This window comes from Niameybacter sp. (genome assembly GCF_036655075.1).
In the GTDB taxonomy this organism is placed as follows: Bacteria; Bacillota; Clostridia; order Lachnospirales; family Cellulosilyticaceae; genus Holtiella.
This window is the reverse complement of the sequence record NZ_JAVVQU010000013.1, coordinates 18,878-34,539: the sequence shown is the minus strand read 5'-3', so window position 1 is coordinate 34,539 and position 15,662 is coordinate 18,878. Positions and strand designations below refer to the sequence as shown.

Below are 15,662 nucleotides of genomic sequence, written 5' to 3'. Positions count from 1 at the left end.
TTTTTAAATTATTCACATGAGTTATAAACAGGTGCCTGTGGATAGTGTGGATAACTAGTGTCCGAGTAAAATATCGGCCACTTGATTAACGTTTCCAGCACCCATTGTGATGATTAAATCACCTGGTAGGCAATGTTCTAACAAATAGTCAGCAATTTCGTCAAAATCAGGCAAATAAATTGCCGTAGTATTTGGGCTGTGGATTTTTTTGATTATATCTTCGGAATGGATATCCCCAGGGTTTTTTTCTCGAGCAGCATAAATGTCTGTTACAATCAAATAATCTGCATCTGAAAGTGTCGTTGCAAAGTCTTCTAAGAAAGCTTTTGTACGTGTATAAGTATGAGGTTGGAAAACTACAAATAGACGCTTATGTGGATAAGCTTTTGCAACTTTTAAGGTAGCAGCAATTTCTGTAGGATGATGTGCATAATCATCTACAATAGTAATATCATGAATGCGCCCTTTTATTTCAAAACGTTGGTCTGGACCAGTAAAAAGGGTTAGACCTAAATTGATTTGATCAATATTAATATTTAAGAAGTGGGCAGTAGCACATACAGAAAGGCAGTTGAGTACATTGTGGATACCTGGAACACGTAGATTAATGCGACCTTGGTATACACCTTTATGGTAAACATCAAAAGCAGGGCAGGCATTAGCATCCATTGTGATATTTTCCGCGTACCAATCAAAATGGTTTTCTAAACCGAAGGTTTCTACTTTACAAATCATATTGTCAATAATGTTTTGTACATGCTCAATATGTCCATTAATAGCTAAGAAGCCATCCCATGGAATAAGGGTACCAAACTTTTTGAAAGATTCACGAATTTGATTAAGATCTTTAAAATAATCCATATGGTCTTCTTCTATATTTAAGATAATTCCTACTTTTGGGAAGAAGTTGAGGAAACTATCACAATATTCACAGGCTTCAGTGATGAAATATTCACCACCACCTAAACGAATATTACCATTTATAGACTTTAATATACCACCTACAGTAATAGTTGGATTGAGACCAGAGCTAATGAGAACTTCTGAAAGCATAGAAGTTGTAGTCGTTTTACCATGAGTACCTGACACACAAATAGGATAATCATAGGTTTTCATAAGGCTACCTAAAAATTCTGCACGAACTAAAGTCGTTACATTGTGTTCGCGTGCAGATTTAAGTTCAGCATTATCTTCATGTATAGCAGCGGTATATACAACTAAATCAGTATCTGGTGTAATGTTTGCAGCACTATGAGTTTGGAACACTTCAATACCTAGAGCTTCTAAATGTTTTGTAGTAGCAGAAGTCTTCATATCTGAGCCAGTCACTTTATGCCCTCTATCATGCATAATTTCAGCAAGGCCGCTCATACTAATGCCACCAATACCTATAAAGTGAATATGATGTTTATTTGAAATTGTATTAAAATCAATCATGTCATTATCCTTCCAATCTTTATTAATTGTTTCTGTAATTGTATTATACTATAAGGACTACTTTGAGTGCATCATTAATTATAAAAGCTTTTCTAAATATTGTTCGAATATTTAGAGGAATATACGTTGAAATATTCGGGTTTTGATGTATAATAAAGTTTATCATAATAAGAAAGGAGATTAAGGGTGATGAAAAAAGTACAAAAAAACGGTAGGATTGGTATTATTTCTAGTATATTAACGGATAATCCGAATCAAATCTTTACGCTAACTCATTTTTGTGACGTATTTGACTGTGCCAAATCAACTATTAGTGAAGATATAGATACTATAAAGGAACTTTTTCAAAATTATGGATTAGGTACCATAGAGACAGTATCGGGAGCAGCAGGAGGTGTGTACTATAACCCTCTTATGAGTGATGAGCAAATTAAAACTTTTACAGAGGAGTTATGTACGATTATTGACCAACCTGATCGTATGATCCCAAGCGGTTATATCTATACTAATGACTTATTATATTCACCTCAAATCTCTAAAAAGATAGGTGCAGCACTTGCTAGCATGTTTAATGGCCAACACATAGACTATGTAGTGACTGTAGAAACAAAAGGTATTCCTATCGCACTCATGACAGCACGTGCTCTGAATAAACCTATGGTAGTTGTTAGAAATCAAAGTAAGCTTACAGATGGAACGGTTATTTACATGAACTATATTACAGGTAGTAACAATCGCATTAAAACAATGTGCTTACCTACACGTGCTATTAAAAAGGATTCAAAAGTACTCTTTATTGATGACTTTATGAAAGCAGGAGGAACAGCTAAAGGTATTTTAGACCTTATGCAAGAGTTTCAGGCTGAGCTTGTAGGCGTAGGTGTATTAATGGCTACTAAAGAACCTGAACGTAAGCTTATTGATGAATTTAAAACATTAGTATGGCTAGATAATGTAGATGCTACAAATAAAAAACTTCATATTTACAGTGCGTTTGAATAAGAGCTAGTAAGTTAGCTCTTATTTTTTATTTATCTTTATAGTATACGAATTACAGGCTTAAAAGATACATAGATAGTGGGATGAACGATAGTCTGAAAAAAATTTTTAGATAAAAATGTTAAAAACTTGAAAAAATTATATATAAATGGTATATTAAATTATGTTCTATTTTATAAAAATAAAAATTTATCAGTCAAGCTGTTGGAGGGGTGCGTATGAATCAGACAGAGATGATGGCCATGTTATTAGCAGGGGGGCAAGGAAGTAGACTTGGAATTTTGACTAAAGAGATCGCAAAGCCTGCAGTAATGTTTGGTGGCAAATATCGTATTATTGATTTCCCGTTAAGTAATTGCATTAACTCGGGTGTCGATACAGTGGGTGTTTTAACACAATATGAACCACTTATACTTACAAAGCATATCGGAATAGGAACACCATGGGATTTAGACAGAACAAATGAAGGTGTTACAATGTTGTCTCCTTTTGTTAAAGGAAATCAGGGGGAATGGTATTCAGGAACAGCAAATGCCATTTATCAAAACATTAGGTTTATTGATAGTTATAATCCAGAATACGTACTTATTTTATCAGGGGATCACGTATATAAGATGGATTATAGCAAAATGCTTGATTTTCATAAGGAGCGCCAAGCAGATGCAACAATTGCAGTAATGGAAGTAAGTTATGAAGATGCAAAGCAATTTGGTATTATGAATACGAATGAAGAAGATCAAATTGTAGAGTTCGAAGAAAAACCACCAGTACCAAAAAGTAATTTAGCATCTATGGGGATTTATATTTTCACATGGAAAGAACTAAGACAAGCTCTTATTAAAGACCATGAAGAACATGAAGACAGTGACTTTGGTAAACATATTATTCCGATGCTCATTGAAGGTGAAAAGAATGTATTTGCTTATCGCTTCAAAGATTATTGGAAAGATATTGGTACAATTGATGCTTATTGGGAAGCAAATATGGAACTTACCAATACATTACCTGAATTTAATTTGTATGATGAATTCTGGAAGATCTATACCAACATAGAGCATCAACCACCACAATTTATAAGTGATACTGCAATCGTAGAGAAGGCACTTTTATCTGAAGGTTGTGAAATAGAAGGTAAAGTCTATAACTCAGTAATAGGGCCTAGAGTTATTATAGAAGAAGGTGCAACAGTAGCTAATTCTATTATTATGCAAGATACTATTGTAAGAAAAGGTGCTTTTATTGAAAGATGTATTGTATCAGAAAGATGTAATATTGGTGAAAATACATATATAGGGCAAGGGGAAAACATTCCACATGAATCAAAGCCACATATTTATCACAGTGGAATCACTGCTATTGGTGCTTATACAACAATTCCTGATAATATAGTAGTAGGAAAAAATTGTGAAATTAGTGGAGAAACAAAAAAAGAAGATTATCAAAACGGGAAACTTGAAAGTGGCCGTTCACTAATTTTATAGGGGGTGTCTTATGAAGGCAGTAGGGATTGTATTAGCAGGTGGAAAGAGAAATGCATTGGGTGCATTAACGATGCAACGAAATGTAGCAGCAATACCAGTGGGAGGGTCTTATAGAGCCATTGATTTTGCATTGAGTAATTTGAGTAATTCGGGGATTAAAAAGGTTGCTGTTATTTCACAGCATAACACAAGGTCATTAACAGACCATATTTCTTCTTCAAAATGGTGGGGATTTGGGCGTAAAAAAACAGGATTATTCCTGTTTACGCCTCATATGATTAGTGCAGAAACCTTTAGCTATAGAGGTACAGCAGATGCAATTTATCAAAACATAGATTTTCTTAAGAAAAGTAATGAGCCCTATGTTGTTATTGTCTCAGGGGAACAAGTAACAAAAATGGATTTTACAAAGTTAATTCAATATCATGTGGATAAAAATGCAGATATTACTATTATGTGTAAAAACATGCAAGGTGAAGATGTAAAAGACTATGGCGTAGTTCAATTAGATCAAGAAAATAGAATGCTTGAATTAGAAGAAAAACCACTAGAGCCAGAAAGTGCCACAGCTTCATTAGGTGTTTATGTATTAGGCAGGGAACTCCTTATTCATCTGTTAGAAGAATTAGAAAGTGAAGCCAGATATAATTTTGTAAGCGATATTCTTGTTCGTTATAGAAGAAAGCTTAAGATCTACGGCTATATGTTTGATGGATATTGGAAAACAATTAAAGATATCCCAGCCTTTTTTGAAGCAAATATGGACTTTTTGAATCCTGAAGTCAGGAGATTGTTATTTAAGACTTCTCCACATATCTATACAAAAGCAAAAGATGAGCCACCAGCTAAATTTAATGACCACTCTAACATTGCTAACAGCATTATTAGTGGAGGAGATATTATTAACGGCACGGTAGAACAATCTGTATTGTTTAGAAAAGTTTTTGTAGGAGAAAATGCTGTTATTAAAAACAGTATTATTATGGAAGGCTGTACCATAGGTAGAGGGGCTGTACTTGAAAATGTTATTCTAGATAAGCAAATTTACATATCTGAAGGACAAAGATTAATTGGAACACCAGAAGAAATTTTAGTCTATCCTAAACGAAGTATTATTTAAGAGAGCAAAAGTAACAAAAGTATTAAATTTTTACAAAATTTTATCGATAATGTTTAAAAAAATATTGATTATTGTTTAAAAATCATATATAATTTAAAATATAATACACAGGTTAGCTTAAGGATGGGGACACCTTGGCTCGACTTTAAAAACAGGAGGGTTTGCTAATGGAGATTACAGATATCAGAGTAAGAAAGATCAATAAGGAAGGGAAAATGAAAGCGGTGGTATCAGTTACTTTTGATAATGAATTTGTAGTTCATGACATCAAAGTAATTGAAGGAGATAAAGGAAGCTTTATCGCAATGCCAAGTCGCAAAACTCTAGATGGAGAATTTAGAGACATTGCTCATCCAATTAACTCTGAAACTCGTGATCGCATCCAAAAGACAGTACTTGAAAAATACGAAATGGTACTCCTTTCAGATGATGATACAGTAAGTGACGAAGTGGCGGTTTCAGAAGAATACTAAAAACAAAAAAAGAATAAAACAAAGAAGACCTCTTAAAAGCACATACTTTTAGGAGGTCTTTTTTTAGTGCAATAGGTGGCTTGCATAAAGAACTAATAAATGAGAAAATAGAATCAGTATAATGGAGAGGATGTGCAATGAGTGAAAACTAAATCTATCATATTAGCGGCTGGTCAAGGAACAAGGATGAAATCTAATACTTCAAAAGTACTTCATGAGATTTTTCATAGACCTTTAGTTCATTACCCAATAGAAGCGGCTAGATATGCAGGGGCAAAAGACGTTTGCTTAGTAGTAGGCCATAAAGCAGAAGAGGTCATGACTACATTTGGAGATACTGTACAATATGCACTTCAGACAGAGCAGCTTGGAACAGGTCATGCTGTTATGCAAGCTATAGATTTTATAGAGGATGAGGGTGAGGTACTTGTTTTATATGGTGATACACCACTCATTACTGTAGGAACCATAGAGAAAATGTTAGCGTTCCATAGAAAAAAAAAGAATGCGGTAACGGTGCTGTCAGCACTTGTAGAAGACCCAACAGGATATGGTCGTATAGTAAGAGATGAGAGTAAACATTTTGTTAAAATAGTTGAGCAAAAAGATGCTACAGATGAAGAGAAACGTATTTGTGAAATTAATGGAGGGATGTACGTATTTGAAGCCAAGCTTCTCAAATTTGCTCTTTCTAAAATTACAAACAATAATGTTCAGAAGGAATACTATTTAACAGATACCATTGAGATTTTACTGGATGAAGGACATAATGTAGATGCGATTGCCATTATGAATCCAGATGATATTTTAGGCGTTAATTCTAGAGCGCAATTAGCAGATGCAACAGCTATTATGAAACAGCGTATTAATACAAAACATATGGATAATGGGGTAACCCTTATTGACCCACAAAATACTTACATTGATCCAACTGTGAGCATAGGGAAAGACACAATTATAGAGCCAGGTTGTATTCTTGAGGGAGAAACTACAGTCGGGGAAAATTGTACGATAGGTTTTAATACGAAAATTAAAAATTGTTCAGTTGCAGATGAGGTATGTATTGAATCAAGTGTATTAACAGATAGTAAGATAGGAAAAGGGGCTCATATTGGTCCGTTCGCATATATTAGGCCCAATAGCTCTATTGGAGAAAATGTTAAAATTGGAGACTTCGTAGAAATTAAAAATGCTACTATTGGTGAGGGCACAAAAGTATCTCATTTAACTTATATTGGTGATGCAGATGTAGGCGCTCATGTAAACTTTGGATGTGGAACAGTAGTTGTTAACTATGATGGACAGAAAAAACATCGTACAACAATCAAGGATAATGCTTTCATTGGATGCAACACAAACTTAGTTTCACCAGTTATTGTTGAAGAAGGTGCCTATACAGCAGCAGGCTCTACAATTACCAATAATGTGCCTCAAAATAGTTTAGGCATAGCTAGAGCGCGTCAAGAAAATAAGGCAGAATGGGTAACGAAAAATCGTCAAAACTAGATGAAATATTTACTAAATATGTATAAAAACGTTCATATAAGTTGCATTTTATCCTCAATATGGTATAATGTTGTCGATTTAGTGGACGTAGATTCTTAAGGAGGACTTAATCAAATGATTAGAAATTATGCTGATATCAAAGTGTTTACCTGCAACGCCCATCCAGCATTAGCGGAAGAAATTGCTAAGTGTCTTGGTGTAACATTAGGTAAATCTGAAGTTTTAAGATTTAGTGATGGAGAAGTTTCCGTAAAAATTGATGAGAAGGTACGTGGTACTGATGTATTTATTATTCAACCTACATCATCACCAGCCAATGAACATCTTATGGAATTACTTATTATGATCGATGCAATGAAACGTGCATCAGCTGGCCGTATTACAGCAGTTATTCCATATTATGGATATGCAAGACAAGATAGAAAAACAAGAGCGAGAGATCCAATTAGTTCAAAGCTTGTTGCAGACATTCTTCAAACAGCAGGAGCAGATAGAGTACTTACAATGGATCTTCACTGCTCACAAATTCAAGGTTTCTTCAACATTCCTTTAGATCACTTAGTAGGTATGCCTTTACTTACTAAATACTACACAGATAAGTTAGAAGGTGACACAGCGGATGTAGTTGCTGTTTCACCAGACTTAGGCAGTGTAGGTCGTGTAAGAGGATTCGCTACGAAGTTAGATATTCCTATCGCAATTATTGATAAAAGAAGACCAAAAGCTAATGTTTCAGAAATTATGAATATCATTGGTGAAGTAAATGGTAAACGTGTTATCTTAGTTGATGATATGATTGATACAGCAGGTACAATTTGTAATGCAGCAAATGCATTAAAAGAAAGAGGTGCAACAGCAGTTTACGCTTGTTGTACACATGGTGTATTATCTGGTCCAGCACTAGAAAGAATTGAAGCATCAGCAATTGAGGAACTTGTTGTATTAAATACAATCGTTGTTCCGGAAGAGAAAAAAATCTCTAAAATCAAAGAGATTTCAGTAGCAGAAATCTTTGCAGATGCGATTAGACGTATACACGAAGACTTATCAGTTTCTAAATTATTTGATTAATAAGACGTTAAAAGGGTTTAGATTTTTATCTAAACCCTTTTTGTTATATATATAAAAAGGTATAATATAAAGTACAAATAAGCAATGCTATACATAAGAAGCAATATTGGAGGAAAAAGATGAAATTAATTATAGGATTAGGCAATCCAGGTATGCAGTATGCTGCAACTAGACATAATATAGGATTTGAAGCAATAGATAAGTTAGCAGATATACACCATATCAGTGTGAATAGAAGTAAATTTAAAGCACTTGTTGGAGAAGGTACTATAGGTGGAGAAAAGGTGGTTTTGATGAAGCCACAAACTTATATGAACTTAAGTGGAGAAGCGGTTACAGCATGTAAAAGTTGGTATAAAATAAGCGATGAAGATCTTATTATCATGTATGACGATGTATCATTAGGAGTAGGAGATATTCGTATTCGTAAAAATGGCAGTAGTGGTGGGCATAACGGTATTAAGAGTATTATCGCTCAACTTGGAACAGACGTATTCCCAAGAGTTAAAATAGGGGTAGGTGAAAAACCAAAAGACTGGGATTTAGCAGACTATGTACTTGGGAAATTCACAGATGAAGATAACAAAATTTTGGGTGAGAGACTAAAGGCAGTATGTGAAGCAGTGGAAACAATGGTTAAAAAAAATGTTGAGACAGCGATGAATAATTATAATGGCAAAACGAGACGGTGATCCTATGAATTATATGAAGCAAACACTTATTAGGCCGATTGAACAGATAGAAGGATTTGACGGATTTTTGTATAACCTTAAGCGTGAACATACTGGTAAAGTAGTGGGGACAGTGGATGCTTGTAAAGCTCATCTTGTCTATAGTTTGTCGAGCTGTATAACACAAATCCCTACTATTATTACCTCTGACGAGGTGAGTGCGAAAAAATTATATGAGGATCTACAGTATTTATACGAAGGTTATAAAGTGTATCTCTATCCTGCTCGAGATATACTCTTTTATAATGCAGACGTACACAGTACAGATATTACAGCGGAACGTATGAAAATCATAGAAAGTTTATTGCAGGGAGAAGAAGCCGTTGTCATTATACCAGCAGAGGCACTGCTCAATCCTCTATCCCCTAAAGAGACCTGGTTATCTTATCAGAGAGTATTAAAAGAGGGACAAGTTATTAACTTAAAAGAATTTAATGGGTATTTGATGGAGATAGGTTATGAACGTGTCGCAAAGGTAGAAGCTATTGGTCAGTTTGCTATAAGAGGCGGTATTGTTGATGTGTACCCTCCAAATAGTAGTATGCCCTACCGTGTTGAACTATGGGATGATGAAGTGGATTCTATTCGTACCTTTAATGCCTCTACACAGCGTTCAGTAGAAAAGGTAGAAGAGGTGTTGGTTATTCCTAACCAAGAAATTATTTTTCCACTTCATCTACTTCAAAAGGCTATACCACATATTAAAGAGGATTTAGATAAAGTTGTAGCAGCCTTAACAAGTGAAGGAAGAAAAGAAAGTGCCAGAACAATAGAAGCTCAGGTTAAAGAGCATATTGAACAAATAGAAGAAGGTATAAGTGTGGAAGGATTAGAAACATATATTCCCTATACCAACTTGCAAACAGTAAGTATTTTAGACTATCTACCTCCTTCTACCATGCTGTATATAGATGAACCTACCAAGGTGAGAGATAAGTGTAACCGCCTCTATGAAGAATATGAGGCAAGTATGTTAGATCGTTTGAATTATGGACATCTTTTAGCTAAACAATTAGACTTTATCTTCAAGTATGAGGATGCTTTATACAGCATGAGTCAAAGGCCCTTTACAACATTTCATAATTTTAACAGTGAGGATGAAGACTTCCCTACAGATAATGAACTTTCTATAGGGGTGTATGAAAATATTACCTTTTACAATAGCTTAGATTTACTGGAAAAGGATATAAAGGATTGGAAGCTAGAAGGCAAAAAAGTTTTGATTTTAGCTGGGTTAAAGGCTAAAGCTATGCGTCTAATGGAAGAACTAGAGGCAAGAAAAATCCTTACAACTTATTCAGAAACATTGAGTGACCCTATTCAAAAGGGGCAGGTCATGGTAACAAAAGGTTCCTTGAATAGAGGGTTTATGTATGAAGGGATTGACTTGCATATTGTGGCGGATAAGGACTTGTTTGGAAAAGAGAAGAAAAAGCCTAAGGCTAAAAAGAAACATACAGGTAGCAAAATAGATAGTTTCTTAGATTTAGTGCCAGGAGATTATGTTGTGCATGAAAATCATGGGATAGGTGTATTTAAAGGAATAGAGCAAATTGTAATTGATGGCATTGCACGGGATAACTTGAAAATAGAATATGACAATGACTCTACTCTATATGTGAATATTAATCAGATGGATATGGTTCAAAAGTATGTAGGAGCAGAAGGCAAAGGTCCTAAACTAAGTAAGCTAGGCACAACAGACTGGAAAAAGTCTAAAGCCAAAGTTAAAAGTGCTGTACAGGATATTGCTAAAGACTTGATTAAGCTTTATAGCAAGAGACAACATGCAAGAGGATTTATGTATGAGGCAGATTCTATATGGCAAAGAGAATTTGAAGAAATGTTCCCTTATGAGGAAACAGGTGACCAGATTACCGCAATAGAAGAAGTAAAAGAAGACATGGAAAGTGACAAGATCATGGACCGACTCGTTTGTGGAGATGTAGGATATGGTAAGACAGAGGTAGCCATAAGAGCAGCATTTAAGGCAATTCAAAATAATAAGCAAGTGGCTTATTTAGTGCCTACTACCATTCTTGCACAACAACATTTTCAACGTTTTGAAGAGCGTATGGCCAACTACCCTGTAACTGTAGGTGTACTTTCTAGATTCCGTACACCTAAACAGATTAAGGCAACACTTGAAGGGATTCAAAAGGGAACGATAGATGTAGTCATTGGTACACATAGACTTTTATCAAAGGATGTACAATTTAGAGATTTGGGGCTCTTAATCATAGATGAGGAGCAACGTTTTGGGGTGACGCATAAAGAGAAGTTAAAACAGATGAGAACAGAGATAGATGTACTTACTTTAACAGCGACACCTATTCCTAGAACACTTCATATGAGTTTAATAGGTGTCAGAGACATGAGTGTCTTAGAAGAGGCACCGCTTGAAAGACGCCCTGTACAAACCTATGTACTAGAATACAGTGAAGATTTTATTAAAGATGCGATACATCGTGAATTAGCACGTGATGGGCAGGTGTATTTCTTATATAACCAAGTAAGAGATATAGAAGAAAAGGCTATACAGATACAACGCATGGTACCAGAAGCAAAAGTAGGTTTTGCACATGGACAAATGAGTGAGAGAGAACTAGAAAGTATTATGCTAGCTTTTATTGAAAAAGAGATTAATGTACTTGTGTGTACAACAATTGTAGAGACGGGCCTTGACATTGCTAATGCGAACACTATTATTATTAATAATGCAGATCATATGGGGCTTAGTCAGCTTTATCAGTTAAGAGGGCGTGTAGGAAGGTCTAATAAACCAGCCTATGCTTATTTAATGTATCAAAAAGATAAGGTGCTTAAAGAAATAGCAGAAAAAAGATTACAGGCTATTAAGCAATTCACACAATTAGGTGCAGGATTTAAAATTGCTATGCGAGATTTAGAGATAAGAGGCGCTGGAAATCTGCTAGGTTCACAACAGCATGGACATATGGAAGCGATAGGGTATGACCTATACTGCAAAATGCTTCAGCAAGCAGTTGCTTTAGAACAAGGAGAATCTATTAAAGAAAACTTTGAAACGACTATTGAAATGAAAATCAATGCTTATATACCTACAGAATTTATTATAGATGAAGTGCAGAAACTAGATATTTATAAGAAAATAGCATCTATACAGGGTGAAAAAGATTACTACGATATTCAGGAAGAAATAGAAGACAGATATGGAACGTTACCAATGTCTGTCCAAAATCTAATTGATATTGCACTTATTAAATGGGAAGCTAATCAATTAGATATTACACTGGTCTCAGAAAGCTCCAATAATGTTTTATTTAAGTTTAAAGAGGATGCTGCCCTTAATCCGGAATACTTGCCAGAAATTTTAAAAGCATATCCTAGAAAAGTCAATGTACTCACAGGAAAAGAGCTAAGCCTTAAATTTGATAGCGGGGATATAGCTAAGAAGGATAGGATAGATTATATTAAGAATGTATTACATTCCCTGAAAAAATTGAAGCAGTCTTAAATTTATTTTATAATGATATTAATATAATAAAAATTAATAAGATAAATTTGACAGGCTAAGGAGAGATGGCAGTGAAAAAACTTAAAAAACTATTGGCATTAGTGCTTGCAAGTACTCTGGTGATGGCTAGTATGTCTGGATGCACATTTGGAAGGGGTACTACAAGTAATGTAGTAGTTGCGACTATTGAAGGTGAGAAGATTCCTGAATCTTTATATAGAATTTATTTGTGGTATACACAACAATACTTTGAACAAATTTCAGGTCCTACTATTTGGAATATGAAAATAGAAGGACAAAATACAAGTGAATTGGCTAAGCAAAGAGCTTTAGAATCTATGATTTTATCAGTAGTAGCGGCTAAAAAAGCAGAGGAATTAGATGTAAAAGTAACAAAGGAACAAGAAAAAGCAGCTAAAGAAAATGCTGATTTATTTGTTAAAAATAATCCGGAGATTATTGAAACCTATCAGTTTGGTGAAAAAGATATCGAAAAGTTCTTGCTAGCAACGGATGTAGTGAGTTTGGTTGAAGAAAAACTTGGACAAAATTATATGCCTCAAGAAGCAGAGATTTTAAAATACATCGAAGATTATCAAGCGAGTTATGAACAAGTGACAGCAACACATGTGTTGATTGAAACAAGAGATGAGGCCTCTAATGTGCTACCGGAAGAAGAGCAAGCTAAAAAGTTAGCTTTAGCCAAGGAAGTCCTTCAAAAAGCACTAGACGGAGAAGATATGTCAATACTTGCCGCAACTTATTCTGATGATGCAGCTTCATTAAATCAACAAGATGGTACACCAGACGGACAGTATACCTTTAAACGCGGTATGATGGTAAAAGAATTTGAAGAAGCAGCATTTAAGGGAAAAGATGGCACCGTATGGCCAGAACTTGTAAAAACAGCTTATGGATACCATATTATTAGAACAGATGCTCATATTGCAACAGATGAAGAACAGATGCGCAAAGACTTTATTGCAGCTTCAAAACGTGAATTTACTAATAATGAATTTAATACGCTTATAAGCAATGCAACAGTAGAAAAAACAGATGTATATGAAACAATTAGCATTATTAACCCTAATAATCAAGGGGCTACTGAAAGTGAAGTCGCACCACAAGAGTAAAGTCACCTTTAAAAGGTGGCTTTTTTTTTCTATTAATGTGAAAGTCTTACTGAAAATGTATATTATAGAAAAAATAGTAGCATAATATACCTAAAGATAGAAGAACATTTATTCCCACATCAGACAATTAAGGAGGTTGTTTACTTGAAAGCAACAGGCATCGTTAGAAGAATAGATGATTTAGGACGTGTGGTTATCCCCAAAGAAATTCGCAGAACCCTTCGTATTAGGGAAGGTGATCCACTTGAAATATTCACAGATCATGATGGACAAGTTATCCTTAAGAAATATTCCCCAGTAGGGGAATTAAGTGCCTTTGCAAAAGAATATGCAGAAGCGCTTGCTCAAGCTACGGGACATATTACTTGTATTTCTGATAAGGATCAAATTATTGCCATTTCAGGTGGATCTAAGAAGGAATTTTTGGATAAAAGCATAAGTAGTAACTTAGAACGAGCTATTGAAGCACGTAGTCTTTTACATGCAGATAAAGAAGATTCCAAGTTTGTACCTATTTTATCAGAAGGTAGTACTGAAAGTTATTATTCTGAAATTATATCTCCTATTATTTGTGAAGGAGATGCTATTGGAGCGGTTATTTTCTTATCTACAATCAAAGGAACACATATGGGCGAAGTTGAAGAAAAACTGGCACAATCAGCTTCAGGTTTTTTAGGCCGCCAGATGGAACAATAGAGAGCTGCCAGTAACTAATTGGCTCTAGTTACTGGCATTTTATGTGTTACAATAGAACTATTAAAAGAGGTGATTAAGATGGGAAATGAAAAATACACTTATCAAGATTTAATAGGCATTATTGAAACACTTAGAGGAGAAAATGGTTGTGCATGGGACAAAGAACAAACTCATGAAACGCTAACACCCTGTATCATTGAAGAGGCCTATGAACTAGTAGAAGCAGTTCAAAATAAGGATATGGTAAACTTGAAGGAAGAACTAGGAGATGTATTGCTACAAGTATTGATGCATGCTCAAATTGCTAGTGAAAATAATGCTTTTACAATGGAAGATGTAGTAGATGGTATTGCAACAAAACTTGTGTATAGACATCCCCATGTATTCAATGCGGATGAACAAACAATAAGTACTGAAAAAATACTAGAAAATTGGGAAATACTCAAGAAAAAAGAAAAGCAACAAAAGACTGAAACGCAAGCGATGGACGAGGTGGCAAGAGCATTGCCTGCCCTTATGCGAGCTTATAAAGTACAAAAAAAAGCAGCAAAAGTTGGCTTTACATGGGATACGTATGAACCTATTATAAACAAGATTTTTGAGGAAATAGATGAATTAAAGGTAGAGATTAAAAAGGGACAATTAGACAAAATAAATGAAGAAATGGGAGATGTTCTGTTCTCAGTCGTTAATTTATCATATTTTTTAGAAATAAATCCTGAATTTGCCTTGACAAACACTACGGAAAAGTTTATAAATAGATTTAGATATATTGAAAATTCGGCGTTTGCTAAGGGAAAACAACTGTCGCAAATGGCATTGGAAGAGATGGATCAGCTATGGAATGAATGTAAAAAAGTTGAATCAAACATCTAATTTTCAATACATAATATCCATGTATATGCATGAATAGAGGAGGAACTCATTATGAACAAATCTGAATTAGTAGCAGCTATGGCTGTAAAAGCAGAAATTAGCAAAAAAGACGCTGAAAAAGCATTAAAAGCTTTTGAAGATGCGGTTATGGAAGAACTTACAAACGACGGTAAAGTTCAATTAGTAGGATTTGGTACATTCGAAGTTACAGAAAGAAAACCACGCGTTGGTAGAAATCCAAAAACAAACGAAGAAATCCAAATTCCTGGTGGAAAAGCTCCTAAATTTAAAGCTGGTAAAGCTTTAAAAGATGCTGTAAACCAATAATAACATGATAGGAGAATCTACACTTTTGTGTAGGTTCTTTTTATCTTTGCGGGAGGTAATGAAGATGAGAATTGATAAGTATTTAAAACTTACACGTATTATTAAAAGACGTACAATTGCTCAAGAAGCTTGTGACCAAGGTCGTGTAAGTATCAACGAGAAAGTGGCAAAAGCATCTACTAATGTAAGCGTAGGAGACATCATTCAAATTCAATTTGGTGAAAAACTTCTTAAATATGAAGTGCTAGATATTAAAGAGCATGTGAAAAAAGAAGATACGGAATCCTTATACCGCATGTTGTAATAAAAATGAGTC

14 protein-coding genes are annotated in these 15,662 nt (G+C 34.7%); 13 read left to right on the top strand and 1 reads right to left on the bottom strand.

Annotated features, from left to right (window positions below; all coding sequences use genetic code 11):
• Positions 1–54 precede the first annotated feature (54 nt).
• On the bottom strand, positions 55–1,437 hold the full coding sequence (gene murC / locus RRY75_RS05420) for a UDP-N-acetylmuramate--L-alanine ligase (RefSeq protein WP_332493104.1): 1,383 nt from the start codon (positions 1,435–1,437) through the stop codon (positions 55–57).
• Positions 1,438–1,626: 189 nt separating this feature from the next.
• Between murC and purR the strand changes: the two genes are divergently transcribed.
• The 13 genes from purR to RRY75_RS05355 all read left to right on the top strand — a co-directional run bounded on the left by purR (position 1,627) and on the right by RRY75_RS05355 (position 15,650).
• A complete protein-coding gene (gene purR, locus RRY75_RS05415; RefSeq protein WP_332493105.1) occupies positions 1,627–2,439 on the top strand; it encodes a pur operon repressor in 813 nt (270 codons plus the stop codon).
• A 215-nt stretch (positions 2,440–2,654) separates the two neighbouring features.
• Positions 2,655–3,917: a glucose-1-phosphate adenylyltransferase gene (locus tag RRY75_RS05410; RefSeq protein WP_332493106.1), complete on the top strand. Its 1,263-nt coding sequence runs from the start codon at positions 2,655–2,657 to the stop codon at positions 3,915–3,917.
• A 10-nt stretch (positions 3,918–3,927) separates the two neighbouring features.
• Positions 3,928–5,037 carry a glucose-1-phosphate adenylyltransferase subunit GlgD gene (glgD, locus tag RRY75_RS05405; RefSeq protein WP_332527358.1) on the top strand — a complete coding sequence of 370 codons (1,110 nt, stop codon included), beginning with the start codon at positions 3,928–3,930 and terminating at the stop codon, positions 5,035–5,037.
• A 167-nt stretch (positions 5,038–5,204) separates the two neighbouring features.
• Entirely contained in the window at positions 5,205–5,510 is a 306-nt protein-coding gene (spoVG, locus tag RRY75_RS05400; RefSeq protein WP_332493133.1) for a septation regulator SpoVG, read from the top strand.
• A gap of 141 nt (positions 5,511–5,651) precedes the next feature.
• Positions 5,652–7,016, top strand: a complete 1,365-nt coding sequence (gene glmU / locus RRY75_RS05395) for a bifunctional UDP-N-acetylglucosamine diphosphorylase/glucosamine-1-phosphate N-acetyltransferase GlmU (protein WP_332493132.1) — start codon at positions 5,652–5,654, stop codon at positions 7,014–7,016.
• 114 nt (positions 7,017–7,130) lie between these two features.
• Positions 7,131–8,087 carry a ribose-phosphate diphosphokinase gene (locus RRY75_RS05390; RefSeq protein WP_332493131.1) on the top strand — a complete coding sequence of 319 codons (957 nt, stop codon included), beginning with the start codon at positions 7,131–7,133 and terminating at the stop codon, positions 8,085–8,087.
• Between the two features lie 119 nt (positions 8,088–8,206).
• Positions 8,207–8,779: an aminoacyl-tRNA hydrolase gene (gene pth, locus RRY75_RS05385; protein WP_332527359.1), complete on the top strand. Its 573-nt coding sequence runs from the start codon at positions 8,207–8,209 to the stop codon at positions 8,777–8,779.
• Positions 8,760–12,314 carry a transcription-repair coupling factor gene (mfd, locus tag RRY75_RS05380; RefSeq protein ID WP_332493129.1) on the top strand — a complete coding sequence of 1,185 codons (3,555 nt, stop codon included), beginning with the start codon at positions 8,760–8,762 and terminating at the stop codon, positions 12,312–12,314. Before pth ends, mfd begins: the two co-directional genes overlap by 20 nt.
• Before the next feature lie 71 nt (positions 12,315–12,385).
• A complete protein-coding gene (locus RRY75_RS05375; protein WP_332493128.1) occupies positions 12,386–13,447 on the top strand; it encodes a peptidylprolyl isomerase in 1,062 nt (353 codons plus the stop codon).
• Positions 13,448–13,591: 144 nt separating this feature from the next.
• Entirely contained in the window at positions 13,592–14,143 is a 552-nt protein-coding gene (gene spoVT, locus RRY75_RS05370; protein WP_332493127.1) for a stage V sporulation protein T, read from the top strand.
• A 78-nt stretch (positions 14,144–14,221) separates the two neighbouring features.
• On the top strand, positions 14,222–15,019 hold the full coding sequence (gene mazG / locus RRY75_RS05365; protein WP_332493126.1) for a nucleoside triphosphate pyrophosphohydrolase: 798 nt from the start codon (positions 14,222–14,224) through the stop codon (positions 15,017–15,019).
• Positions 15,020–15,070: 51 nt separating this feature from the next.
• Positions 15,071–15,346 carry an HU family DNA-binding protein gene (locus tag RRY75_RS05360; RefSeq protein ID WP_332493125.1) on the top strand — a complete coding sequence of 92 codons (276 nt, stop codon included), beginning with the start codon at positions 15,071–15,073 and terminating at the stop codon, positions 15,344–15,346.
• A 64-nt stretch (positions 15,347–15,410) separates the two neighbouring features.
• Complete coding sequence (locus RRY75_RS05355) at positions 15,411–15,650, top strand: RNA-binding S4 domain-containing protein (RefSeq protein ID WP_332493124.1); 240 nt, start codon at positions 15,411–15,413, stop codon at positions 15,648–15,650.
• Positions 15,651–15,662: the final 12 nt, after the last annotated feature.